The organism is Achromobacter sp. JUb104 (assembly GCF_024806975.1).
GTDB classification, from domain to species: Bacteria; Pseudomonadota; Gammaproteobacteria; order Burkholderiales; family Burkholderiaceae_B; genus Achromobacter; species Achromobacter spanius.
The window spans coordinates 1,142,122-1,164,353 of the sequence record NZ_JANUEY010000003.1 but is presented as its reverse complement, the minus strand read 5'-3'; the positions used below and the strand labels follow the sequence as shown (position 1 = coordinate 1,164,353).

25 protein-coding genes, 1 tRNA gene and 1 pseudogene are annotated in these 22,232 nt (G+C 57.6%); 20 read left to right on the top strand and 7 right to left on the bottom strand.

Annotated features, from left to right (window positions below):
- Positions 1-32: 32 nt before the first annotated feature.
- The 3 genes from M2361_RS25705 to M2361_RS25695 form a co-directional block, all read right to left on the bottom strand.
- The gene (locus M2361_RS25705) at positions 33-221 is read right to left on the bottom strand and encodes a hypothetical protein (RefSeq protein WP_050448755.1); all 189 of its coding nucleotides are present in this window, start codon (positions 219-221) and stop codon (positions 33-35) included.
- Between the two features lie 447 nt (positions 222-668).
- Positions 669-1,955, bottom strand: a complete 1,287-nt coding sequence (locus M2361_RS25700; protein ID WP_259252599.1) for a DUF1173 domain-containing protein — start codon at positions 1,953-1,955, stop codon at positions 669-671.
- 1,091 nt (positions 1,956-3,046) lie between these two features.
- Positions 3,047-3,403, bottom strand: a complete 357-nt coding sequence (locus tag M2361_RS25695) for a helix-turn-helix domain-containing protein (protein WP_259252598.1) — start codon at positions 3,401-3,403, stop codon at positions 3,047-3,049.
- Between the two features lie 93 nt (positions 3,404-3,496).
- Between M2361_RS25695 and M2361_RS29105 the strand changes: the two genes are divergently transcribed.
- From M2361_RS29105 to M2361_RS25655, 10 genes and pseudogenes are all read left to right on the top strand, one after another.
- On the top strand, positions 3,497-3,799 hold the full coding sequence (locus M2361_RS29105; protein ID WP_083036514.1) for a YdaS family helix-turn-helix protein: 303 nt from the start codon (positions 3,497-3,499) through the stop codon (positions 3,797-3,799).
- A 76-nt stretch (positions 3,800-3,875) separates the two neighbouring features.
- The gene (locus M2361_RS25690; protein ID WP_259252597.1) at positions 3,876-4,631 is read left to right on the top strand and encodes a ParA family protein; all 756 of its coding nucleotides are present in this window, start codon (positions 3,876-3,878) and stop codon (positions 4,629-4,631) included.
- The gene (locus M2361_RS25685) at positions 4,628-5,848 is read left to right on the top strand and encodes a ParB/RepB/Spo0J family partition protein (RefSeq protein WP_259252596.1); all 1,221 of its coding nucleotides are present in this window, start codon (positions 4,628-4,630) and stop codon (positions 5,846-5,848) included. The genes M2361_RS25690 and M2361_RS25685 overlap by 4 nt, the downstream gene beginning before the upstream one ends.
- Before the next feature lie 86 nt (positions 5,849-5,934).
- Entirely contained in the window at positions 5,935-6,210 is a 276-nt protein-coding gene (locus M2361_RS25680) for a hypothetical protein (RefSeq protein WP_259252595.1), read from the top strand.
- 79 nt (positions 6,211-6,289) lie between these two features.
- Positions 6,290-6,637, top strand: a complete 348-nt coding sequence (locus M2361_RS25675; protein WP_259252594.1) for an H-NS histone family protein — start codon at positions 6,290-6,292, stop codon at positions 6,635-6,637.
- Between the two features lie 87 nt (positions 6,638-6,724).
- Positions 6,725-6,967: a hypothetical protein gene (locus M2361_RS25670; protein ID WP_259252593.1), complete on the top strand. Its 243-nt coding sequence runs from the start codon at positions 6,725-6,727 to the stop codon at positions 6,965-6,967.
- A gap of 61 nt (positions 6,968-7,028) precedes the next feature.
- Entirely contained in the window at positions 7,029-7,238 is a 210-nt protein-coding gene (locus M2361_RS29100) for a hypothetical protein (RefSeq protein ID WP_404976445.1), read from the top strand.
- 37 nt (positions 7,239-7,275) lie between these two features.
- Positions 7,276-7,634 (top strand): annotated as a pseudogene (locus M2361_RS25665) (Fic/DOC family protein); the annotation flags it as partial.
- A gap of 36 nt (positions 7,635-7,670) precedes the next feature.
- Positions 7,671-7,973: a hypothetical protein gene (locus M2361_RS25660; RefSeq protein WP_259252591.1), complete on the top strand. Its 303-nt coding sequence runs from the start codon at positions 7,671-7,673 to the stop codon at positions 7,971-7,973.
- Positions 7,970-8,188: a hypothetical protein gene (locus tag M2361_RS25655; protein WP_259252590.1), complete on the top strand. Its 219-nt coding sequence runs from the start codon at positions 7,970-7,972 to the stop codon at positions 8,186-8,188. The genes M2361_RS25660 and M2361_RS25655 overlap by 4 nt, the downstream gene beginning before the upstream one ends.
- 574 nt (positions 8,189-8,762) lie before the next feature.
- Here M2361_RS25655 and M2361_RS25650 read toward each other — a convergent pair.
- The 3 genes from M2361_RS25650 to M2361_RS29025 all read right to left on the bottom strand — a co-directional run bounded on the left by M2361_RS25650 (position 8,763) and on the right by M2361_RS29025 (position 10,287).
- Complete coding sequence (locus M2361_RS25650; RefSeq protein ID WP_259252589.1) at positions 8,763-8,939, bottom strand: DUF3606 domain-containing protein; 177 nt, start codon at positions 8,937-8,939, stop codon at positions 8,763-8,765.
- Positions 8,940-9,043: 104 nt separating this feature from the next.
- Positions 9,044-9,709: a hypothetical protein gene (locus tag M2361_RS25645; RefSeq protein ID WP_259252588.1), complete on the bottom strand. Its 666-nt coding sequence runs from the start codon at positions 9,707-9,709 to the stop codon at positions 9,044-9,046.
- Between the two features lie 323 nt (positions 9,710-10,032).
- Complete coding sequence (locus tag M2361_RS29025) at positions 10,033-10,287, bottom strand: CrpP-related protein (protein WP_310508931.1); 255 nt, start codon at positions 10,285-10,287, stop codon at positions 10,033-10,035.
- Between the two features lie 474 nt (positions 10,288-10,761).
- Here M2361_RS29025 and M2361_RS25640 point away from each other — a divergent pair.
- Positions 10,762-11,903, top strand: a protein-coding gene (locus tag M2361_RS25640; protein ID WP_259252587.1) for an IS3 family transposase whose coding sequence is annotated in 2 segments (ribosomal slippage) — positions 10,762-11,014 and positions 11,014-11,903 — 1,143 coding nt in all. Because the reading frame shifts where the segments join, the coding sequence is not laid out codon by codon here.
- 74 nt (positions 11,904-11,977) lie between these two features.
- Here M2361_RS25640 and gcvA read toward each other — a convergent pair.
- Positions 11,978-12,871, bottom strand: a complete 894-nt coding sequence (gene gcvA, locus M2361_RS25635; RefSeq protein WP_310508930.1) for a transcriptional regulator GcvA — start codon at positions 12,869-12,871, stop codon at positions 11,978-11,980.
- Positions 12,872-12,993: 122 nt separating this feature from the next.
- On the opposite strand from gcvA, the gene yfcF reads away from it, so the two are divergent.
- The 9 genes from yfcF (at position 12,994) to M2361_RS25590 (ending at position 22,196) form a co-directional block, all read left to right on the top strand.
- On the top strand, positions 12,994-13,629 hold the full coding sequence (yfcF, locus tag M2361_RS25630; protein ID WP_259252585.1) for a glutathione transferase: 636 nt from the start codon (positions 12,994-12,996) through the stop codon (positions 13,627-13,629).
- Positions 13,630-14,736: 1,107 nt separating this feature from the next.
- Positions 14,737-15,408 carry an AraC family ligand binding domain-containing protein gene (locus M2361_RS25625; RefSeq protein WP_259252584.1) on the top strand — a complete coding sequence of 224 codons (672 nt, stop codon included), beginning with the start codon at positions 14,737-14,739 and terminating at the stop codon, positions 15,406-15,408.
- Between the two features lie 46 nt (positions 15,409-15,454).
- A complete protein-coding gene (locus tag M2361_RS25620) occupies positions 15,455-16,450 on the top strand; it encodes a hypothetical protein (protein WP_259252583.1) in 996 nt (331 codons plus the stop codon).
- A gap of 22 nt (positions 16,451-16,472) precedes the next feature.
- Positions 16,473-17,177 carry a DUF6939 family protein gene (locus M2361_RS25615; protein ID WP_259252582.1) on the top strand — a complete coding sequence of 235 codons (705 nt, stop codon included), beginning with the start codon at positions 16,473-16,475 and terminating at the stop codon, positions 17,175-17,177.
- A complete protein-coding gene (locus M2361_RS25610; RefSeq protein WP_259252581.1) occupies positions 17,170-18,549 on the top strand; it encodes a phenylacetate--CoA ligase family protein in 1,380 nt (459 codons plus the stop codon). Before M2361_RS25615 ends, M2361_RS25610 begins: the two co-directional genes overlap by 8 nt.
- Positions 18,546-19,619 carry an Ldh family oxidoreductase gene (locus M2361_RS25605; protein WP_259252580.1) on the top strand — a complete coding sequence of 358 codons (1,074 nt, stop codon included), beginning with the start codon at positions 18,546-18,548 and terminating at the stop codon, positions 19,617-19,619. Before M2361_RS25610 ends, M2361_RS25605 begins: the two co-directional genes overlap by 4 nt.
- The gene (locus tag M2361_RS25600; protein ID WP_259252579.1) at positions 19,616-20,395 is read left to right on the top strand and encodes an HpcH/HpaI aldolase/citrate lyase family protein; all 780 of its coding nucleotides are present in this window, start codon (positions 19,616-19,618) and stop codon (positions 20,393-20,395) included. Before M2361_RS25605 ends, M2361_RS25600 begins: the two co-directional genes overlap by 4 nt.
- 65 nt (positions 20,396-20,460) lie before the next feature.
- Positions 20,461-20,534 (top strand) — tRNA-Thr (locus M2361_RS25595).
- 132 nt (positions 20,535-20,666) lie between these two features.
- Positions 20,667-22,196: a hypothetical protein gene (locus tag M2361_RS25590; RefSeq protein ID WP_259252578.1), complete on the top strand. Its 1,530-nt coding sequence runs from the start codon at positions 20,667-20,669 to the stop codon at positions 22,194-22,196.
- The last annotated feature ends 36 nt before the right edge of the window (positions 22,197-22,232 follow it).

Below are 22,232 nucleotides of genomic sequence, written 5' to 3'. Positions count from 1 at the left end.
ATGTATCGGGGTGTGCCAGGAAAGGTAGGATGCTATTGGCGCCGCTGGCGGATCGCATCCTTGAACTCCGGGAGTTCGGCTTCCAGTTTGAACAGCAACGCGAGAATAGCCATGGCGACTGCGCCCAGACCCTCCTCGCCTTTGAGAATTGCGGTCGCTGCGAAAATCGACCCCAAGATGGTTAAGACGCTGGACGCAAGCAGCGAAATGAACTTCGTCATAATGGAAAGAGGTCCTTCATAGTTTGGGCAGAAGAACGGAGTAGGCGGAATAGCCGAACCCGATAATGGCTTCGCTGAGCACCAGGAGCCAGGCTGCTCGCGTCTTCGTCACTAGTGCGTATCCCACTGTGCCGACGAACACCAGGGTGAAAATTCCAAAAATACCGGTCATTCCGTTGACCTCATTTGGATAGCCCAAGCATGCGAGAGAAGACAGGACTGCATTCAGGTTGTCCAGAGGCGCACGAGTAATAAATCACCCCCACTGCTGCGAGGCCAATCCCGATACCAAGTGCAGCGCATATCAGCATTTCCCGCTTGGTCTGCGCGCGCATGACGCGATTCTGTAAGGCCATGGCCGATAACAAAAGCGGAAACAAGATAGTAAAAGTGAGCACGCTCATCGGCTCCAAGAGAAGTTCAGTAGGGAGCGGTCGGGGTCATTGCTTAGTCGTGCGATCTCAGGGGTGCCGGGAAGTCCGGTACCGGATCACCGATGGACGCGTTCCAAGACCACCAGCCTTCTTTGCCGTACGTCTCGTCGTAGTGCGCGCCCTTTTCTGCCTTGCGCGCCAGGTATTCCGGCGTGCTCATGCCCCACACCTCCAGCGGCGCTGGCGTGTGCCTGTCGCGCAACCAAAAATCCGGGAAGGCTACGTCCTCGCCAGCGTCAAACCGGAGCGGCTTTTCGAACCGGCGCTTTTCCGCCACGAGCTTGTCAGCGACCAGAGCCTCATAGCCTGAATCGACTGGGATCCAGTCGCGCGTTGTCTGCATCAGGGCGATATCGACAACTTGCGCTCGCATGCTGCCACCAGAGGACTTGGGTGGATCAGTCTGTACGACAGCGATGACGGCATTCCCAGCCCGCCAAGAGTCGATTTCTCGCGCAAAGCGGCGCTCCAAAGGTTCCCAGACGTTTTCATCGAGGTTCAGGTACGGGATTCCATGAAACCCCGCGATAGGCAGCGTGGCGCTGCCGCCCATTCCCTCTTGGTGCTGTGCGAGGGGGGCAACTACAACCAAACGCCGTCGTTGAGTAACCGCCTCCAGGGCCTTGGCCTTGTTGTGTCCCGCTTGCTGCCCGCTTGCGGTCGGCGTGGAGATCAGGAGGTTTTGAGCCAGTCGCACACGCCCCGCATAGGTAGACATGGCCGAGCGCATCAAGTGGTAATGCACCACACCGAGATTGCGCTTTCCTTCCATGCCTGGCGACCATGCGTGGAGGCCTGCTTGTGTCCAAAGAAAATGCAGGAGGCCGAGCAATGTCATGCTGGCTTGTCCAGTTCGCGGGCGTGTAGCAGCAGGCATCGACGGCGCGGCGGCGGACGAGGCGTCCCCTTCTTCTGGGGCGGCCGTCGCACGCTGTTGAAGTCCGACCTTCAGCTTAATCTTCACTGCGCCATCGTCGAGCTCTTGGACCACGCCACGTCGATATGATCCGAGCCCGGACATGCTTGGATCCACACCGTAGTAGACGCAGTCTTCGCTGTGCTCTGATCCCGTCTCGGGAAAGCGGGCAAGGTGGAACCGATCAGAGTTGGAACGGCTGTGGATCGACAAGCGTCGTTCGCCCGATCCAGGGCAAGTACACCTGACGTCTGCCTTGCCATGCGCCATCAGCAGCACGCGCTTCCAGCCTGCCTTGAACTGATCGGCCATTTGAAACTCGGGCGAGTACGGCCGCGTCGTGGACCCAAGCGTTATTTCAACCGGGTAGACCTTGCGATCCATGGCCTACTTCCGCACGATCGAACAAAGCGTGGTGGCTACGTATGCCTGCTTGTAGCAGTCTTCTTTGGCGGAGGAGTAAAACTCGTATGACGCATAGCCGGCAGCGAGGATCACGGATACGACCCCCCAGATAATCATGTGTTTTTTCATTGAATTACCGTGTGAAGGAGGCCCCGCTTGACTGACTCATGTCGAGCGCGAGCGGCACCATTGGCACCAGAACAGGATGCCTCTCGTTAGGATGGAGATGCAGACCGATATCGAGATTGCGGTCGAAGAGAGCGCCAACATCCCGAGGATGCCGTTGCTGTGGAAGTCGCGCTTTCTTTGAAGAGCGTTTATTTGTGTGTAGACCTGCATGAGATGGAGCCATGTGCCATCCGAATCGGAGCGCTCGATTTCCGTAGCGTTTAGCAGCTAAACATCCGGGAAATCCTGGTGAACGCCGATTCGGATGCCGCCGCCGAGATACCACGACGTTGGCGGCTTCCTGCCGACTTGCACGGCGCGGGCAAGTTGAGACCCTGCCCGGTGTTCGCCCAACACGTTATTCGCCACGTGGGGCATGTCCTACTTAGGCGCTCGTTTGAATGCCCGACCCCGCAATAGCGCTCGGTCGGTCAATCAGCAGGGATGGGCAATCCAACCGTTGCACGAGATCAATGCGCCCGCCAGGCTCTGCACCTGGCCAGATTTGTACGTCAGCGCTTGTTGCGAAACGGGCTTCACGGGCCTCGTCTGGCGCATTGATTCTTGCCGCTTCTTTAATGCCCGGGGCCAAGCTTTCGCTCGCGGCTATCTCCCCTACTGCGTCCACAAGGGCCACAGGGCAAATTCATGTTTCGTAGTGTTAAAGAGCTAGACCGAACATTTCTGCACCGGCAGAAGAAATATAACTCAAGTCATAAACATGAGCAACACCTTAGTTATATTTCCGCATCTTTATGTTGCGTTAGTCTCTCTTGGTTACTTCAGCAGGAAAAAAAGACAACGGCGGTACTACGGACAGGGTAGTCCGCCGGCTTGACAGTTGAGGACTGGGGTTAGGCGGCAGACCAATGGGGAATTTGGGACGCACCTGTGGCAAGCACCTAAGCGACTCTTTTGCTATCGCTTTGCTCGCTCGCCCCGGCGATGAAGTCTGCGAGACGGATGTCCAATTCGTTCTGCTTGGCTGGCGACAATTTCTCGAACTCACTCAAGCGAGCCACTTTGAACGGCCAATAGCCTTGTTCTGACTGCGCCAGGTCGTCGTTGCCATACACGAGCCAGTTAGTGCTGGCACCGAGCGCACGGGCGATCTCGGCGGTGTGCCGCGTGGCTCCGCCGCGCTCGATTTTCGCGATCGCTGCTTGGGAGATGCCGGCGTGGGCCGCGAGCTGCTCCTGAGTCAGGTCTAGCTCTTTCCGACGCTGCCTGACGCGTAATCCGATCGCCTTGAGGTCCATGCGCCGAAGCGTATTCGTGTAGTTGTATGCCGTCAAAAACCCAAAGAATAAAAGTTATTGACCCAAAAATAACTCGAGTTATAAAATTACCGGATGATGATCTATGAAGCTTCCGACCAATATGGGCCCTCGTATGAGGCCCTCAAAAAAGCCATCGCACTGGCGGGCACGCAAGAAGCATTGGCGCAAATGCTGGGTGTTACGCAGCCGGCCGTCAACAAGATGCTTAAGAGTAAGGCGCCCCTTGGCGCGCATCACTGCGTTCGCATCATGACCCATCTCGGTATTTCGCGACAGGAGCTACGACCGACCGACTATTGGGAGGTTTGGCCTGATCTCCCTGAGCCCTCGGACCAAGACCCTACGTGCGAAGCCGCGTCGAAGCGGCTTCCCTAATTTCAAGGTTTAGCGGCTAAACGCAAACCGCTTAGGCCGCTAGACGCTCGCACCTCAATGCAAAAGAGGAATGCATATGGAAATGAAAACTCTCGCAGTCGCACAACAGAAGGGCGGCGTTGGCAAGACCACGACCGCCGTCAATACCGCATTTGAAGCTGCGGAAGCAGGGGCCAGGGTCTTAGTCATCGACCTGGATACCGGTGACCTTTCGAAGACCCTGGCTCGATTCAGGTTGGCAATACCTGCAAGCGCACTATTTCTCGACACCGTGCCGGCAGTGTCCACACCCGAATCGAGCATCTCCTTGATCGCCGCAGATCAGCTGCTGGCAAATTTGATCTACATGCCGCTTGAAACCGCGCTGAGAAATTTTCGGGTAAATCTGTCGGCGTTCGCCGAAAAGGGTTATGACCTCTGCGTGATTGATACAGCGCCGGGCGTAAGTATCGCCTTGGCAGCAGCGCTTCACGCTGCCGATGCGGTCATATCCCCTGTGGAGATGGAGGAGTACAGCATCGAAGGGATCAAGAAGATGATGCGCGTGATACTCAATGCTCGGCAGCGCAATCCTAAGCTGCAATTTCTTGGGCTACTTCCTAGCATGGTGGATCGGCGGAATCCGCGCCAGGTCCGACATTTGGCAGAAGTCCGTGCCGCCCACGAGAAGCTGCTTGCGCCCGTCACCATCGGTCTACGCACAAGCGTCGCTGAAGCACAGTCTATTGGCGAACCCGTCTGGAAATCCAAGAAGACCACCGCGCGTGCGGCGGGCGCCGAAATGCGCGCCCTGGGCCAGTACATCCGCATCAAGATGGGAGTAAAGGCATGATGGATCTGAAAGGACTGGGAGACCTCGCCTCGATGCTGGACGGCCCGCAGCGACAGGTCGGCGAACCCGACCTGTTCGACGTGGATACCATCGACGAGGACCGGAACGTCCGGCTGGATTACAACCCGGGGTTGAGCAAAGAGAGCATCGATGAACTGCGCGAATCGCTGCGCCGCGATGGAATGTTGAGCCCGATATCGCTCCGGCCGAACCCGGCTCGTCCTGGTCGGTATCTGATCAACTTCGGCCACCGACGCTTTCGTGCGGCCAAGGCTGAAGGTTGGTGCCAGGTGCCTGGGGTTATCCGCGAAAAGTTCGACCGCTTCGCACAAATGGCCGAGAACATGAAACGCGAAGGCATCACCGCTCTTGAGATTGCCGAGTTCATCCGCGACGAGTTGGGGGAGGGCAGAACGCAGAGCGAGATCGCTGTCGGGCTTGGAAAGTCGAAGGCTTGGGTTACCCAACACGCAAAGATGCTCGATCTGCCGCCTGCGGTGGCCGAAGCCGTCGCCTCGGGAAAAGTCACGGACGTGACGCTGGCCAGCGAGCTGGCCGTTGCTCATCGAGAAGATCCGCAGGCTGTCGCAGATCTGCTAAACGCCACCGAGACGAAGCCGACGCGGTCAGCAGTGAAGGCGATTCGCAAAGCCGCAGGGACCAAGGAAGAGTCGCCAGAAGCACCGTCGGACGAGACGTCACCGTCATCACATAATGAGGCGACAGCCCGCGCGGTGGCCGCGCAATGCTCGACCTACGTATTCCTGGCAAACGAGCCGAGCTCCCCGCCCGCAGACGGCGCACTCCCGCCTCGCTCAACCTTCGTGTCGACCGCCGGCGAGATCCCTGCAGAAGTGAAGGCGGAGTTCCAACGCCGTCGGAACGTGCTCGAGCAAGAGCAGCGTGACGCTGCCAATCCCGCGCTGCGACAAGCCGGCATGGACTCCTTGAATCGGCTCATCGAAATCGCTCGACGAGACACCAACCAGAGCAAGCGCGTGGCGGACTTCCTGCTTGCCTGGTGGAACGCAACAAGCTGCGGTGGTTTTGATCTGTCGGATCTGTGGAGCGTGGACAAGGAGATTTACGACGACATGTCTTCAGTCATTGCCCTGGTCCGGCGCTGCCGATCCTATCCAGACACGCTCAGCACCACCGTACACGAGGCGTTCAAGGAGCTAGTAGAGATATGGAGGCCCCAGCTCGTTAATGAATGACAAAGCGTGCCGATGTTTAGCGGCTAAACCGCAAGGATCGGCACTACGCAACCCACTTGCACATAACGCGTAAAAGGAAAAAGGACATGCCGAACTTAATCCCCACTTTGAACGATGTGAAGTGCCTGGATGGCCGCATCTACGCATTGCTTTCGACTGACGAAGTCCGCGTGTTGGACTTCTATCGGACGCAGGGTCGGAAGTTTGACGTTCTCGTATCGATCGTCAACGAGGCCGATCCGGTGGAGCTCGCTGCGGCACGTTCGCAAAACGAAGCCGTGGATATAAAAATGCGTGCCAACAGCCGAGTCTCCGTCACGATAGGCCCGGCCGCAGAGTTGGAATGGGCTGCGCGGGCATGACCGCCGTGGCAACGACGCCTTCACGCTTAAGCGCCCCATCCCGATCAGCCCCAAAATAGAACAGCAGAAGGATTTCGCAATGCACTCGAACAAATCGCTCGCCAAGCTCAACGCTCAAATTCAAGCCCTGCAACGACGCGCCGAAGCGCTTCGCATCAATGGCCGGGCGTCAGCCCTACAAAAGATCGTCGCGCAGATGCATGAGTTTCAGATTGCTCCCGCAGATATCCAGGCCGCATACGGTGCAATGAAGTCGACCCGCGCCAAGCGAAAGAAGGTCGTGGATCGAAAAGAACCTCTTCGCCCCGTGGCGCCAAAGTACCGCCATCCCGAATCGGGCGAGACTTGGACTGGTCGTGGACGCGCTCCCCGCTGGCTTACGGCAGCAGAAAAGGGCGGAGCACTGCGCGAACAGTTCCGCATTTAACACCTGCCGGCCGGTTACCTTCGTCGTTGAGGTGACGCACCCTATAACTACCGTCCGATTTCTTCCCAACAGCCTAAGGAGCCAACGATGTTCTTGATCTTGTACACAGCGTTCGGAATCGTTACCTACGTCCTATCCTGGATACTGGCGACGGCAGGAATGCTGAGGTTGCTGGAGGTTCATTCTGTTTTTGATCGACTACTGCCCGATACGAATTGGTGGTTCCTCCTACTACTGGCCGGCAGTCTCTATGTTTTCTGGGATGCTGCGCAGAATTTTGTGACAGTCGTTCTGAAGCGGATATGGTTTCTTGATGACGGTAAATTCTGATTCAGAACAGCTGTGAAGCGCGGATTTTCGGTAAAATGAAGCCTTACCCGGAGGCCTCCAAATGCTTACTGCTCACGACCTGAAGGACCGCCATCGCGCAGTCGTCAATGCGGTAGCCAGCCAGCGTCTCGAGGGGCTGGAGCCAGATGCGCGGACTATCGCAGATCTTAAGCGTGCCGCGGACGGAACCTTGAGCGTTCTGAACGTGATCAATACGCTGCGCGCCCGCGTAGCGTCTGGGGAGTTTCGCTCCCCCACCGCCATCGAATAGCAATGGCCGCCTCCTTGGCGGCCATTTCGCTACGGCCATGGCAAAGTATCCAATTGACGCAAAAGACCCCTACGTAGATCCTGATACAGGCGTTCTACGCAACAGATTTGGCATCAGCGACCAATCCGAACTGGATAGGGTTGAAGCGACCTTTGCTGCCGTGCGGTCTTATGAGCTTGCGGTATCGCCCGTTCGAGGCGAGTTTGACCTGGCGCACCTTCAACAGATTCATCAACGGCTGTTCGGCGACGTCTATGACTGGGCGGGCAAGATTCGCACGGTGGACATTTCGAAGGGCACAACACGCTTCGCCAGCCACGAGCAGATCACGAGCTATGCGCTCAGATCACGCGGCCACTTGCTCGAGAAGGGCTGCTGAAAGGCCTCGGGCCCGATTCGTTCAGTGAGCGTGCTAGCCATTACTTGGGCGAGATGAATGTGCTGCATCCCTTCCGCGAGGGCAATGGCAGAAGTATTCGGGAGTTCATCGGTCAGCTTGCAAGGGATGCCGGCTACGGCATTGACTGGCAGGGCGTTGATCGAGGCGAGATGACGAAGGCATCGATCGAAGCCTATCAAGGAGACTCGCAGCGCATGGCGCACTTGATCCGCGCCAGTCTCCGAGAAATTGACCGGGAATACGCTCTGGATCTGGCGAGGGCCGTGGCGGGCGATCGCGCACACGTCGTTCAGGCTATTCCTGGCAGAGTTATGAAGGCGTGGTTATCGGATTGACCGATCGGTACTTGGTTCAAGAGCAAAAGGGCCAGGCTGGAGAGATGGTCCTGCACAGCCGTCGCGCGCTGCTCAACGTGGATCTCGCCGTCCCGGGGCAGATGGTCGGGATACGCTATCCGCATGGTGGCGTTGGCCTGGTCGAGCGCAAGGATCTACAGGCCGAGCAGGCCTACTCGATTCAACATCAGCGTGATCGCGACCTGGGGCGCTGAGGCACCTGTTTAGCCGCTAAATTTCTACGGTCTATTTCAGCGTATCCAGCCACCCGTGCCTTGATAGGTGAACATTCGTGCTGACCAACAAGGTGGCCCTGACCGCAAGGTCAGGGCCGTTCAGCGCAAAAAAGACGCACGCTGTCTGGGGCATGCGTCTTCGTAGAAATGCTAGCACGGGGACGTGAGGGGCCGGGTGCCCTCCACGTCAAAGGGGCAGCGCCAACTGGGTCGGTTTAGCCGCTAAACACTCAATTCAAAACACGTTTATCTGAACCCGTGGATATGTGGATGATCGCTTCGCGACCGCCCGGCTCGCTGTGCTCGGCCCGTGGACAACCGCTGATGGACAAACGGTGGACAGGCTCCGCCTGACCACGCGCTTGACCACAGGGTATGCCCACCGGCTACCCGCGCTTCTCCCACATACCCACCGGCCCCCATCAAGCAGCCATAAGATACATAATTTCTAAACAGGCCCCCGTAGGTACTAATGCCTGTCGTTGCGCGGAAGCCAAGACAAGCGGCCAAGCCGCTAAAGCAGCCACTACCGTCCTTCATAACGGCCCGATTTCTACTTGCTCAGATGCGTACGCACGGCGCTCACCGACACTCCAACGGCTTTAACCGCTGCGCGCAGCTGCGATTCAGTCACGCCCAGCTCTTTGGTCCAGTAACGAATCTCGTGAGGCTCGTTGACATTGATGCGAGACCGGTCCTGCGGCCCACGGTTGTTGAGATCATCGGACATGTTGGCTCCTTTGGAACAAGAAACCCCGTGCAGCAACTCTCGTTCCCAATCTGGCCTCGCGCTGTTTAGCCGCTAAACACAAAGGACGCTTTTCCTGGCCAGGATCAACGTGCAGACCCAGAGGACGCTGCGACCGCCGCCCTGCCATCCTGCGTTGAGCCGTGTTGAAAAACGCCGGCACCACCGAAACAGGGCTGAGGCTCGGCTGGAGGAAAAGGGTGCGGCGCCGGCACAATCTGGAAAGTGATCGCTCTTGTTTTGATGTTCCACGGCGCGTCTTCATAGACTTGTCGCGTGGCTTTGAGTCCGCGCTGGCGTGCCAGGTAAACATGAATAAGGCCGGTGCCGCCCACGCCCATTGGCTTGGGATCTGCCAATGTCACTTGGGCAGTGAGGTCACACTTAGACAGCGCCTTCCTCAACTTTCGGTCCAGCCGCCCTGCTGTTGTGTCGTTCACCAGCAGTGGAGACGTAAACCTCAGTTCGACTGCCCCGGCTGCCTTCGCCATACGAACAACATTCTCTAATTCCCGGAACACCCCCCTCCACAGTGCGTTGGGATGCTTCGCCTTGAGGAGGTTCAGATGCACAGACCAAATTCCACGTCCCTGGTTGCTCACCATGAGGATCCGGCCGTGATGGTTGTGCAACAGTCGACCGAGGGTGACGGCACTTATAGGTACCGCCACCGCCACCCACGCGTTCAAACCTTGGTCGAGTATGACTGTGAAGGCCAGCGAAGCGGAAATGACCCCGACCGCCACCAGCATCCCCAGCCACGGTCGGACCCTCGACCTGGCAACCATCACAAAGGCGCAAAGGACAAAGGGAGTTCCCGACAACGGACGCAAGATCCATTGCCACGGGACCACTATTCCGTAGTGAACCATCGCGCCCAGGGTCGCTGTGATCCAGTAACCCGCGCAGCGGAGCAAAGTCAGGAGAGGTGTAGGCATGTGATAGCGACGAAATTGAATATCACATGATATGTCCAAGCGAAACTCCGGTCGTGCAGAGGCGGCTTACCTGTTTAGCGGCTAAACGGAGATGGAGACAGCAGAAGCGCCCCATTTGGGGCGCTTTTTGCGGCCGGTTATTTGGCCAGAAAGCAGCTGTCCGGTCGCCTCCTGGCGACGGGGACTGCAAACGGATTGGCGCATCGATTGGCCCCGCGTTGCGCCGACTCTCTCTTCCAGCCTTCTTCCCAGGCATTCACTCGCTTGAGCCATTCGCCGGGAGATTCCCCTGTGTGACCTGGCATGGCGTCAGCCTTCAGATACGGGCAGTTTAAGAGGCACAAACCCCTGCGGGCTGCCTCCGCGCCCTGCTTCTGGATGTCGTCGAGCATGGCTTCGCCCTCCAAAAGATGCGGGAGACCAGTATGCCGATGAAACGACGTTTGAATCAATGGTGCCCCTGTACTGGGCGGGGGTCTTATCGCGGCGCCATTCCCTTGCGAGGCTTAAAAGGACCTTCGAGCAGTTCCCGAATCATCTGCTCCTGCTCGGCCACGCATGGTTCCGCCACCAACGTTTCCCACCACTCGTCAAAGACGGGTGCCAGCACGCCGGAAGGACGCTGGAATTCGCCGGACAGCTGCTTCGTGCGCAGGACGAAGGACCGGTAGCGCTTGACCCCTAACAGTAGGGCTAGGACGTCCGCATCATTTATCTTGCCATCCGGGCCGCGATGGCGGTTCTGAATGGCGCGCAGCTGTGCGAGCGGAAGGGGCGGGTTGAACGTGACCCTAACCCAGTTTTTAGTACCGATCTAAATTAGAGAAATCCGGCATGATTTCACCATATGGAATAGGAGCCATGCCGTGAAGAGATCGAAATACACCGAAGAGCAAATCGCCTTTGCGCTGAAGCAGGCCGAACTGGGAACGGCCGTACCCGAGGTCTGCCGCAAGATGGGCGTGAGCGAAGCGACCTTCTACAACTGGAAGAAGAAATTCGGCGGGCTTGGCCCCTCGGAGTTGCGACGGCTGCGCCAGCTTGAAGAGGAGTGCAATCGCCTTAAGCGCCTGGTCGCGGACCTGTGGCTGGACAAGGCAATGTTGCAGGACGTTCTGGCAAAAAAGCTCTGAAGCCTTCGCTGCGCCGCGTACTCGTGGATGATCTGATGGAGCGCTACGGCGTCGGCGTGACCAAGGCATGCGCCGCAGTCATGATTTCCCGGTCGTTGTATCGCTACGAATCGTGCCGACGCGACAGTGGCGCGCTGGTCATGCGAATCCACGAGATAGCGCATACGCGCGTTCACTACGGATACCGGCGTGTACACGTGATGCTGCGCCGCGAAGGCTATCGAGACAACCACAAACGGGTCTACCGTTTGTATCGAGAACAAGGCTTGTCGTTGCGGCACAAGCGCCCCAAGCGCAATAAGTCGGCGCAACGTCGCCAACCCAAAGCGGTCGCGCAAGCCATCAATGACATCTGGAGCATGGACTTCGTCATGGACCAATTGTTCGATGGTCGCCGCCTGCGTGCGTTGACTCTGGTCGACAATTACACCAGAGAGTGTCTGGCCATCGACATTGGGCAAAACCTGCGGGGTGACGATGTGGTGGCAACGCTCGGTCGCGTATGCGCACTGCGCGGCTTGCCGCGCGTCATCAAAACCGATAACGGCAGCGAGTTCATCTCCAAAGCCATGGACAAATGGGCATACGAAAATGGGGTGGAAATCGACTTCAGCCGGCCCGGCAAGCCGACGGACAATGCGCAGTGCGAATCCTTCAATGGGCGGTTCCGCCAGGAGTGCCTGAACAGCCACTGGTTCTTGTCATTTGCCGACGCCAAGGAGAAAATCGACGCCTGGCGGACGTACTATAACGAGGTTCGTCCCCACTCCGCGCTGAAGTGGCAGGCACCTGCTGAATACGCGCGCCAGCACTTGGCCAGCGGCCAAAGTACTAACCTCAATGAGCCGGAAATCTCTACTTCTGATCCGGACTAATTCGGGGTTAGGGTCAATCGACCTATATTAATGGGCAGCTGCCGTAAGCGGATGGCAGTTCTCGACTGTCATGCTCAATCCACCGCTTCACCAGTCTGCGTCTTGAAGATCGCGATTTCCTCCATCAGCCATTGTCGAAACGCCTGCACCTGGGGTTTGTGCAGTGCTTCCGGCGGACAAGCAAGATAGTAGTGCCCGGGGCTTTTGACCGCCACGTCAAACAGCCGCACCAACTCACCCGAGGCAATCTCCTGCATCGCCACCACATGTCGCACCAGTGCGATGCCGTTCCCTGACACGGCCGAGCGGATCAGCATCGACAAATCTTGATATCGAACGCCTCCGGTGGGCTCGGCAAGCGTCAGATTCGCTGCCTGAAACCATGGCAGCCAGGGTTCTTCCGAGCGCAACAGTTGCGCCGGTGTGAGCTGTCGTGGCGCGGCCGGCAGACGTCCCCGGTTGTAGCCAGGGCTTGCAACCGGGTAATACGAGTCGCCCATTAGCCGCTCCACCGTCAAGCCGGGGTATTGGCCCTGGCCAAAACGTATGCCCACGTCAATGCCGTCACGCACCAGGTCGTGCAGCCGTCCGCTGGTCTGCAAAACAAGCTCTATGCCCGGGTTCTGTTCAATGAATTTGCCAAGGCGCGGGGCCAGCCAGCGCGCGGCAAATGAAGGGATGGACGACACCGTGATTCGCTTTTGCCGCGTTTCTTCGCGTATCGCCTGGGTAGCCTCCGCGATGTCCTGCAATGCGCGGCGCACCGTTTGCGCGAACTGCGCACCTTGCAGGGTGATCGTCAAACGCTTGCCATGGCGGGTAAACAGCGCGACACCCAGGTCTTGCTCCAACGCCCTGACCTGGTGGCTGACCGCACCGTGGGTTATGTGCATCTCATCGGCGGCGCGGGAAAAGTTCTGATGCCGGGCGGCGGCCTCAAAGGCGCGCAAAGCCAGTAGATTGGGCAACCGGTGTAGCTCTGACATGAGTCTATGTGAATTTATTTGGCAAGGATGTCAAAGATAAATCGTTTTGCGAGCGGCAGCCGCACCCATAGACTTTACCTACGTTCTATTTTTGGAATTCACCCATGCCGCAGAACATGCCGACCCTTTTTGTTGACCACCAGTTCACCAGCCCCTACGCGCTGTCCGTGTATGTCACCTTGCTTGAGAAAGGCATTGCGTTCTCCACTGAATGTCTTGACCTGGCTGCACGGCAACACCAGCAAGCCGCGTATCGTCAGCATTCTCTGACGGCCCGGGTCCCCATGTTGGTGCACGAGGGTTTCACCTTGTCGGAGTCCAGCGCCATTAGCGAGTATCTGGAAGACGTCTTTGCACCGCCCGCGTATGCAGCAGTCTATCCACAAGACGCACACCTTCGCGCCCGTGCCCGACAGGTCCAGGCCTGGCTGCGCAGCGATCTCATGCCTATTCGCAACGAGCGCGGGATGGACACGGTGTTCATCCAACCTACGGCGACACCCTTGAGCGCCGCCGCGCAGGAAGCTGCTGACAAACTGTTCCAGGTGGCCGAGCAACTGCTGCCCGCGCAGGCCGCGAACCTATTTGGCAACTGGTGCATTGCCGATACCGATCTGACGCTGATGCTCCACCGCTTGATCATGAACGGTGATGCCGTCCCTGAACGCCTCAAAGCCTACGCCGCCCAGCAGTGGCAGCGTCCAAGCGTGCAGCAGTGGGTGCAACAGCAGCGCGCTTGATTGCCGTTCAGTCATGATCGCCTTTTGCAGGCGCCCTGTGGCGCGGGCAGCGCGAGCGGCGCAACGGTCAGCCGGAGATGAACCGGCTGGGGCAAGAGACCTCTGACCCAGCCGCTGATACGGGCGCGCCATCTCATGCGCAAGCCACCCGTGGCCAAGGACAGATATCAGGACGCGATGCACGCCAGTCATAGTGCGCTGCGCACCGTGGCCACGATCCAATTATCTTGCTCCAGCGACGGACACGGGCGTCGTTTGGGAGCCCCACAGCTCTCGAACCGTTGGCCGTGGCCAAATGCGCGTGTCGGCATATCTGTACAAGGCGGCCTACGATCCGGCCGCCCGCGCCGGTGCTGCATACCTGGTGGCAAACGCCCCTCACCAGAGTCATCGAGGGCTTACCCTCGCCCAGCTGCGGGCGGTCGCCGGGGTGGATCCGTTTCCCGACGGTGGCGACTTGGCCAAATTGCGGCTCCCACGGCCCCGTTACTGACGATCGCGCGAGTCAAATTTAACTTCGGGCTTCCGCTCGGGTCCCGTCAAGCCTCCACCGATAATCATCGCCCCAGCATGTGCTCCGGTCGGCGAGAGTGCGTAAACCCTTCTCGTCTACGTGCGCCAATGGGTTCTAAGTTTGAAAGCGGATGGAACTTGGGCGCTAAAAGTTAGTTCCCGATTGGTTAGGTCGCGGGGAGAAAACGTTTTTTGTCACACGCGTATTTTGACCGCAGGTTTAGCACGCAAGTCAAACGGTCGGCGAGCTCGCGCGTATACAAAATGATGTGCAACCGTTGCCACGGCCTTTAAGTCCTTGGGTCGCGCTTGTTTAGCCGTTTGTCATCGTCGGTCAGCCAGTTCGGCGTTCCCAAGTTTTGTGGTCGCCCTCGTTTGCTGGCAATGAGTCGCGCCCGCAATACCGCACAGCCAATATGGAACTCAAAGTGGAAGCGATTGCCGTTTTCCGGCCGCCTGGTGTTTGTTAGTCTTCGATCATCACGAAACGATAAATAATGCGCAGAAAAGTCTCCGTATGCTTTCAGCGCGCCAGTTAATCCGAGCAAGTGCCCCGGACAGTCAAACGATGACTTATCGCCACTGAGAGGACCTATGAACATCTACAGCACTTCCGACTATGCTGACGTCCCGGCCGTGGATGCCAACTTTCCGACAAACTTGCTGATTCCGGCAGGTGGCCCAATTGAAGTGCGCTCCGGTGATACGGCATATGTGGTGGTATCCGACAAAGCTGCAGAAGTAAAAACGGGTCGCCATGCATACAGCCTACTGCAAGGAATGTATGCATCGGTGACGGGTCCGGCCTTTATTGAAGGACTCGTGGGATTTGTAGCAATCCGGAAAAACTATGACGGCCTGAATCAATTCGGAGGGCCGGCCGAAAAATTGGGGAAGCTGCGCTATATCGATGGCTGCTCCGATACTTTGCTGCTCTCCCCACCCGTTAAAGGGGACCCATGCCTCAATTATCTCCATGTGCCGCCTTTTGTGAGCCAGACCGCGCACACGCATCCGTCGGTACGTATCGGCTGCGTCGTCGGGGGCGAGGGGGTGTGTCGTGTACAAGGCAAGGAAATTCCATTGCTGCCAAATCAGATTTTCCTTCTTCCGCCAGAGGAACTGCATAGCTTCCATACCACTCAAAGCTATCTGTCTATCGTCGTCTATCACCCCGATTCGGATTTTGGACCTACCCACGAAGACCATCCAATGATTAACAAGACTGAGATAGATGGGAAAAAAATTCTGTCGGTAATTGGTTAAGTTAGGGCCCCTCCTTTCAAACCTTCCATGTACTCGTGAGCCCGACATGAATGAACCCTCAACGTCCAATATCGTTGGTCCTATCAGGCTGCCGCTCGAAGCGCGTGGTGGCGCAGTTAACTATTTTCAGCTTTGGTATTTCGTCTCACCTGACGGCGGCAGGTGGGCAGCGGCGGTGCTGGGCGACGTGAGTGATGGACACGCTGTGCCTCTGCGCATCGAATCGGCGTGCCTGTTCGGTCACGTGTTTGGTTCACGGCAGTGCGACTGCGGATTTCAGTTGAAGGAGGCGTTCGTACGCGTTGCCGAGCAGGGCCGGGGCATTGTGATTTACGGCATCGACCAGGACGCGCGCGGAAACGGCATCGAAGCCCACTTTCGAATTTATGACTACCGTCAGAACTACGATCTCGACACGGAAGAGGTGTTCAAACGCCTACACGCGAGTCTGGACGCCAGAACCTACGAAATGGTTCCCGAAATTTTGAGGCACCTGGGCGCGCAGAACATCGATCTCATGTCGAATAACCCAGCGCGTATGGAGTTGCTAAAAAATGATGGGTTCCATGTGCGACACGTTCCGCTGGAGGCCGCTATCGACAGATACAACATGGCCACAATGATGCTGGAGAAGGAAGACTTACCTTATTCCTTCAGCTTTGCCACTCATGGCGATTGGTTGCGAGGCATTCAAAGCAAGGTCGATGGCATGCCAGAACGACGAGCAGGATGCATCGTACGGGACAATGCTGAAATCGTGGCGGACTGGGAGGGCGATGGAACGGCCGTCGCCGAACATCTGACCGCCTCCTTACCCCGTACCAGCCCGCCTTCCGAAAGGCTGGTCGCCTACCTGAGCGATCTTCCTCGAAAGGCAGAAATCAAGTTGTACGCGGAGGTGGGGGCCGCATTTGTGGTAGTGCCGTTCGCGACGCTACCGCAGGTATTGGTTGAAGAAGCTCGAGCACACGGCGTGAAACTGCAAGATTGGGGGCGATCCAATGCATATGCGCAGCCACGACCTCAGTTGATCCTTGAATAGGGATGAGGGCAAGGAACCCGTGATGTCTAGCAATCCGTGTCTCTTCCTGCCGCGTCCCCAAGCACTTGAGCTCCAAATGGAGGGTTTCAAACCTGGGGTTTTGTTCGTCGATACGTACGACCAGGCGCCGGCGGAGATGTCGAGATTTCGCGAGCTGAACCCCTTTCATGTCTGGCCGCATGCATCGCTGCCGGTGCCGGGAAGACCCGGGCAGTGGTCACGGTCGATAGAGGGAATCTGGCAGGGGTTAAAGGTCATTTCCGGCGAAATGGACATGCGGCAGTTCGACGAAGTACCCAAAAAGCGCCCAAGCGATGCGGAACGGCGCCGGGATCCGGCTTATGACTATGCCGCATCCAAGTTCAGGTACGGAGACCAGACGCTTGCGCTCGTCAAAGCGCGATTCCTGATCTATGCAGTGGCATATCTGCACCTGCTGGAACATGTCGTCAGCGATGGTCTCATTAGCGAGGTTGCGCGTGCGAGGCGCAGTGGCCGTCGCGTCATCTTCTTCGACTGGGATTCCAACGGGGACATTCTCGATCCTCGCTTTTCGTACTCACACTCATCGTTACTTGCGAACTGGTTCAACGGTAGGCTTGAGGACGCGCTTGTGACTCCAGCTGAATCGGTGCTGAGTCAGAACGAACTCAGACATTTTTTGACGAGCGTTGACCGGTACACCGTTCGATACCGCCGCGTCCTTGGAGAAGCGTCTCATGCCTGATTTGGCCGGAAAACTGTATTGGTTGGGAGAGCGTCTGCGCGGACGCTCTTCGATACGCGAACGGCTCGAGTGGCTCGATCAGGTGCAGTGCCTCGGCGCGGGCGAAATCGCCCAACTGCAGCAACAAAAGCTGTCGGCAATCATTTCGCATGTCTACAAGAACGTGCCCTATTACCAGCGCGTTTTTGCGGAAAGAGGGTTGACCCCCGGAGACATCACGGAAATCCCGCACTTGCAAAAGCTGCCAACCCTCGATCGCAGTACCCTGCTGTCCGAGCAGGGCTCCTTGATAGCCGAAAACGCGGATTTCGCCACCCTCACCGAGAATTTCAGCTCCGGCACTACAGGGCGTAGGGCTTCTTTCAAGCAGGACGAGAACTTTCGGCTCTGGATGCGCGCCCATCAGCTACGTACCTACAAGTGGTGCGGTGGTTGGAAGGTAGGTGAGCGATTTGCGCTGCTGTGGGGCTCGGAAATGTACTGGAAGATGAAGAGCGCGACGGACCGGTTCTTGAACCTTCTGAGCAACCGCAAAGAATTCAATACATTCCGTCTCTCCGGGGATTTCATCTCAAAGGTCGTCGATTCACTCGAGAGGTTCGACCCCGTCTTGATCAGCTCCTATTCAAATGCGCTCCATCTGGTTTCGCGAGAGCTGGAGCGCAAGGGCATAAGGCTCAACTCGACTAGGGCGGTTCAGGCGACCTCTGAGGCTATCACACCGGAAATGAGGGAGCGCCTAAAGCGAACCTTCAATTGCGAGGTGTATGACAAGTACGGCTCGCGTGAAACCAATATCATCGCGCACGAAAGCCCCGACCACGACGGAATGTTCGTTCAGTCCGAGAACGTGGTCGTTGAAATCTTGCGGGATGACGATACGCCAGCGGCGCCTGGTGAGACGGGCCGCCTCGTTGTGACGACGCTGAATAATTTTTCCATGCCGCTCATTCGGTATGAGATGAACGATATGGCGAGTTGGATTCTCGGTCACAGCGACACCAGCTTCCAATTTCCGCGCATCAGCGAGGTCGCCGGGCGGCTGCAGGACCTCGTCGTCACCCCTGACGGCGAATTCCTCGACGCCTATTTTTTCTCTTTCCTATTTATGCGCCTGCCCGCAGTGGATTGGTTCCAGGTTATTCAGGAAAGCATCGACGAATTGCGTATCCTTGTTGTCGCGCGGGATGGTCTTCAAGAAGATTGGCAAAGGCAAGTGCGCGAGCGGATCGGTCATCACACGAAATGCAGTTTTAGAATCCGATTCGAAGTTCTAAAGCAGATGCCCGAATCGACTAACGGGAAGTTCCGCCTGTGCGTCTCCGAGGTCGATAAGGCGCAATTCGTGCGCAAGGCTGTGGAGGGGGCATGACCACAGTCCACGCCTCGGTCGGGAGGCTGATTGCCGCTGCGACCTCTCTGCTCGTTCAAGCCGGAGCATCCGATGCCACGGCGTCACTTGTGGCGCTTCAGTTAATAAAGAACGACTTGGATGGCTACCCGTCTCATGGATTGCAGCGGCTGCCCGATTATTTGGCCGACATTAAGAAGGGATTTTTAGATCCTACGGCCACTCCGAGGGCTTCACGCACGGGACGGACCGAACTGACTATCGACGCTGGCCGAACATTCGGGGCTCTCGTCGTACCAGCGATAACCGAAGGTCTACGAGAAATTGTCAGCGAACACGGCGCTGGGATCGTTCTCTTGCGAAATTCCCACCATCTTGGCCGCTTGTCCTCCATCGGATTCTCCGCAAGCGCCCATGCGTCTCCATATGTTTTGATAGGCTTTTGCAATTTTGCAGGCTGCGGTGCTCGCGTGGCCTACCCCGGGACATCTAGCGCAACCTTATGCACCAATCCACTTTTGATCTCCATTCCCATACCTGGAGAAGATCCTTTCGTCCTGGATATGAGCACGACGACCGTGGCAGAAGGAAAGGTCCGCGCCGCTGTCAACGCCGATCTGCCGATTCCCACGGGATGGCTGATTGATCGCGACGGCAATAGCGTTACTGATCCTACCGCGCTCTATGCCGATGAAAACAAGGCAACAATGACGCCGCTGGGTTGGCCGAGCGCCGCCCACAAGGGATTTCATCTTGGACTGGCCGCCGAAATGCTGGTTGGCGCTTACGCAGGTGCGGGAAATATCCATAACCCCAGTTCGCCGGGCAACGGGGCGCTTTTCGTGGGGTTCCAAACCTCAATAGGACAACGCAGCGGCGGCGCCGAAAATGCTGTATCTATCGTTGCCGCGGCCACCGGCGGAGCGAGGTATCCCGGCTCTACAGCCGGAACGACCGCGTCTGTCGAGGAGATTCGACGGTCCTGTTCAGGCAACGTGCAGATCACCGAGTCGCTAGAACGCTTCTTGGACTCAGCAGTCAACTACGGTGCCCTATCCAAGGGTTCTTCGCAAGGAGTACGGCGCGCATGAATACTCGACACCCACTGCTTAATCGGACGGACTTCCGGGATCGACTCCTGAGCGAGACGTCGTATGGAATCTTTATTGTTTCCGGTTCTGCCATCATGGCGGAGGCATGCTCGACACGCGCGCTCGACTTTATCGTACTGGATATGGAGTCCTCTCCTTTAAACCGGGAGACTCTCACATATAGTTTGCAGGCGCTGACCGGAACGTCCGTGGCCGCACTGGTCAGGGTAGCGACCGGTGAGCGGTTCAACATAGAAAGTGCATTGGATGCGGGCGCTCTCGGAATCATCGTCCCAAAAGTGTCAACTGGAAGAGAAGCCAAGGCGGTGGTCAGTGCGGCTAGCTACCCGCCAGAAGGCACGCGAGGTCTGAATCCCATTCGCTGCTCGGGATACTTCTCCGCTTTGGCGGACTATCTCGCCTCGGCCAATTCGCGCGTGATTAAGGCGATCCAGATAGAAACTGCCGAGGGGCTCGACAACATCGAAGAGATCGCGAGTGTGGAAGGAATCGATTTGATTTTCGTTGGGTGCGGAGACCTTTCGGCGGAACTGGGCTGCATGGGAAACATGACCAGTCCCCAAATGCTGGAAGCCGTCGCGACGGTGCTAGATTCCTGCCGCAGGCACGGCAAGATTCCGGGGATCTTTGCGTATTCGGATGAGTTGGCAAAGCAGTACGCGAACATGGGGTACAGGTTCATCTCGTTCAGCAACGATGTGAAGCTCTTGATGTCATCGCTGGAGCGGACACTGGCGCATATCCGTCCGCGCTGATCCACTCATATTTGCGGCTTTGTAATGGGCCGCTCTGTTGTCTAGGTTTTGGCTGTGTCAAGCATGGCGGGTTAGTTCTAAAGCAAAACACCTGTCCCGTATTCAGGAGATGCAGGCTCGCAACCTGCACCCGCCTCCATCGACACCATGGTTGGTAAAGCTGCAATGAGATTTATCTTTTCACAGGACGCGCATGACTAGCCCGCTCCCAGAACCATGTGAGCCCGATGCGCTGCGTCGTACGTTGCCGACGGACGAGCCGAGCATCGCCATGCCTGACGACCGGATGCGGCATGCCATGCTTTTTGATGTCAATGACATACTAAGGCCCGGCGTTGCCAGCATGGCGGGCACGGCAAACGATTGGCAGGAGCCACGGCTCGAGCCGGATCGTATCCAGCCCACGATGCAATCCTTCAACGCTTGGCTAGCGCTAGCGGATATTGCCGACATAGATGCGGTAGATGTGCCAGGCGCTTATGTTCTTTTGCCATGGGGCGTTCGCTTGGCCGAACATTTTGCCGTGCTGGTCCGGGCATTGGCAGCGTCGGAGAACTATCCTGAGGTGGCGTTTCCGCATGTGGTCCGCGCGCACGTGTTCGACCCCGTTTCTGATTTGGTGGACACCGAAAGGGCATTGCTGAAAGTTGGAAATTCAGCGGGTCGGGAGCGTTTGGTTCTGTCGCCGACGGGCGAGCAGCAGGTTTATACGTATTGGGCCAGATCCTTGCGCGCGCGAGAGCATTATCCTGCGCGGGTTTTCCAGCGAACGAGATATTTTAGGCCGACGTCGTCCCATCGTAGGTCTGGCGGCGGCGTCTTCAAGTCGCTGGAGGCCGTGGATGTGTTCGAGTTTCACGGCTGCGATCTGGCAGAAGCGGTCGCGGAGTCCGCGAGTGAGCTGTTGAGTCTCCGCCTAGCTGGGTTCTGCGCACGCGTTGGTGTGCCCATGATATGGAGCGCGCGACCACCGTGGACCAATAATGGGCATCTTTACAGCTGGTGCGCGGGCGGCGACGCGCTCCTGCCGTCGGGTCAGACCGTGCAGGTTTCGGGGGCATATTTCCAAGCTCAGAAATACTCTCGCAGATTTGACATTGGGGTTGGCCGTCAACCCTCGCGCGATTATGCATGGCAGCACTGCGGCTTTGTTACCCGACGACTGATGTGGGCGGCACTATTTAATGCAGCCGCGCGTGGAACCTGCCTCCACCCAATCATCGCTCCTGTGGAGGCGGTTGTGTTGGCCACCAATCTCTCTAGCACTGAGGCCGGGCTAATTTCATCCGCAATTGCAGACACAGGACTTGCCGGAAGACGGGTGCACGCCGAATTGCGCTTAAACAGGCAACAGCTGAATAGACAGCTCAAGCTTTGGACGCAAAGAAAGACCCCTCTGGTGATCCTGATCTTCGGTTCCGGAGCAGGACGTCATGACGTCAGCCGTTGTGTAGCGATGCGAGGGGATTCTGGGCGGGAGTTACAGATGCAGGACTTAACGCAAATTGGCCATTTCATTCCTTCGGTTTTGGACGAAATTGCAGCCACACTCGAGCGCGGGGGCCGGGTAGAAGTGCGCGACGCTTGCGCTTGGGCGCAGAGCCTGCGACAGGTTGCGCGCACACGCGACGACGCCAAAATTGCGGTTGCGCCGATCGTAGGGAACGAGCGCTGCATTCGGGCTCTCGAATCCGAGGTTCGAGGGGAGATTTTGGGATTGACGGCGAGCCTAGACGACCAGGCCTGTGTGGTAAGTGGAGAGCTGTCCCGTTTGCGCGCCATCATCGCTCCGCGCCTCTGAATTTCGCCCTCCATGGTCAATGGATCTGGGCGCCAC

Bases quoted from the DNA above. Each gene is read 5' to 3' on its own strand.
- M2361_RS25700 (WP_259252599.1), bottom strand. From the start codon at position 1,955: ATGGATCGCAAGGTCTACCCGGTTGAAATAACGCTTGGGTCCACGACG.
- M2361_RS25620 (WP_259252583.1), top strand. From the start codon at position 15,455: ATGAATGAACCCTCAACGTCCAATATCGTTGGTCCTATCAGGCTGCCG.
- M2361_RS25600 (WP_259252579.1), top strand. From the start codon at position 19,616: ATGAATACTCGACACCCACTGCTTAATCGGACGGACTTCCGGGATCGA.
- M2361_RS25590 (WP_259252578.1), top strand. From the start codon at position 20,667: ATGCCTGACGACCGGATGCGGCATGCCATGCTTTTTGATGTCAATGAC.
- M2361_RS25705 (WP_050448755.1), bottom strand. From the start codon at position 221: ATGACGAAGTTCATTTCGCTGCTTGCGTCCAGCGTCTTAACCATCTTG.
- M2361_RS25605 (WP_259252580.1), top strand. From the start codon at position 18,546: ATGACCACAGTCCACGCCTCGGTCGGGAGGCTGATTGCCGCTGCGACC.
- M2361_RS25690 (WP_259252597.1), top strand. From the start codon at position 3,876: ATGGAAATGAAAACTCTCGCAGTCGCACAACAGAAGGGCGGCGTTGGC.
- M2361_RS25685 (WP_259252596.1), top strand. From the start codon at position 4,628: ATGATGGATCTGAAAGGACTGGGAGACCTCGCCTCGATGCTGGACGGC.
- M2361_RS25625 (WP_259252584.1), top strand. From the start codon at position 14,737: ATGAACATCTACAGCACTTCCGACTATGCTGACGTCCCGGCCGTGGAT.
- M2361_RS25675 (WP_259252594.1), top strand. From the start codon at position 6,290: ATGCACTCGAACAAATCGCTCGCCAAGCTCAACGCTCAAATTCAAGCC.
- yfcF (WP_259252585.1), top strand. From the start codon at position 12,994: ATGCCGCAGAACATGCCGACCCTTTTTGTTGACCACCAGTTCACCAGC.
- M2361_RS25645 (WP_259252588.1), bottom strand. From the start codon at position 9,709: ATGCTGGTGGCGGTCGGGGTCATTTCCGCTTCGCTGGCCTTCACAGTC.
- M2361_RS25680 (WP_259252595.1), top strand. From the start codon at position 5,935: ATGCCGAACTTAATCCCCACTTTGAACGATGTGAAGTGCCTGGATGGC.
- M2361_RS25660 (WP_259252591.1), top strand. From the start codon at position 7,671: ATGAATGTGCTGCATCCCTTCCGCGAGGGCAATGGCAGAAGTATTCGG.
- M2361_RS25615 (WP_259252582.1), top strand. From the start codon at position 16,473: ATGTCTAGCAATCCGTGTCTCTTCCTGCCGCGTCCCCAAGCACTTGAG.
- M2361_RS25670 (WP_259252593.1), top strand. From the start codon at position 6,725: ATGTTCTTGATCTTGTACACAGCGTTCGGAATCGTTACCTACGTCCTA.
- M2361_RS25610 (WP_259252581.1), top strand. From the start codon at position 17,170: ATGCCTGATTTGGCCGGAAAACTGTATTGGTTGGGAGAGCGTCTGCGC.
- M2361_RS29100 (WP_404976445.1), top strand. From the start codon at position 7,029: ATGCTTACTGCTCACGACCTGAAGGACCGCCATCGCGCAGTCGTCAAT.
- M2361_RS25695 (WP_259252598.1), bottom strand. From the start codon at position 3,403: ATGGACCTCAAGGCGATCGGATTACGCGTCAGGCAGCGTCGGAAAGAG.
- M2361_RS25650 (WP_259252589.1), bottom strand. From the start codon at position 8,939: ATGTCCGATGATCTCAACAACCGTGGGCCGCAGGACCGGTCTCGCATC.
- M2361_RS29025 (WP_310508931.1), bottom strand. From the start codon at position 10,287: ATGCTCGACGACATCCAGAAGCAGGGCGCGGAGGCAGCCCGCAGGGGT.
- M2361_RS29105 (WP_083036514.1), top strand. From the start codon at position 3,497: ATGATGATCTATGAAGCTTCCGACCAATATGGGCCCTCGTATGAGGCC.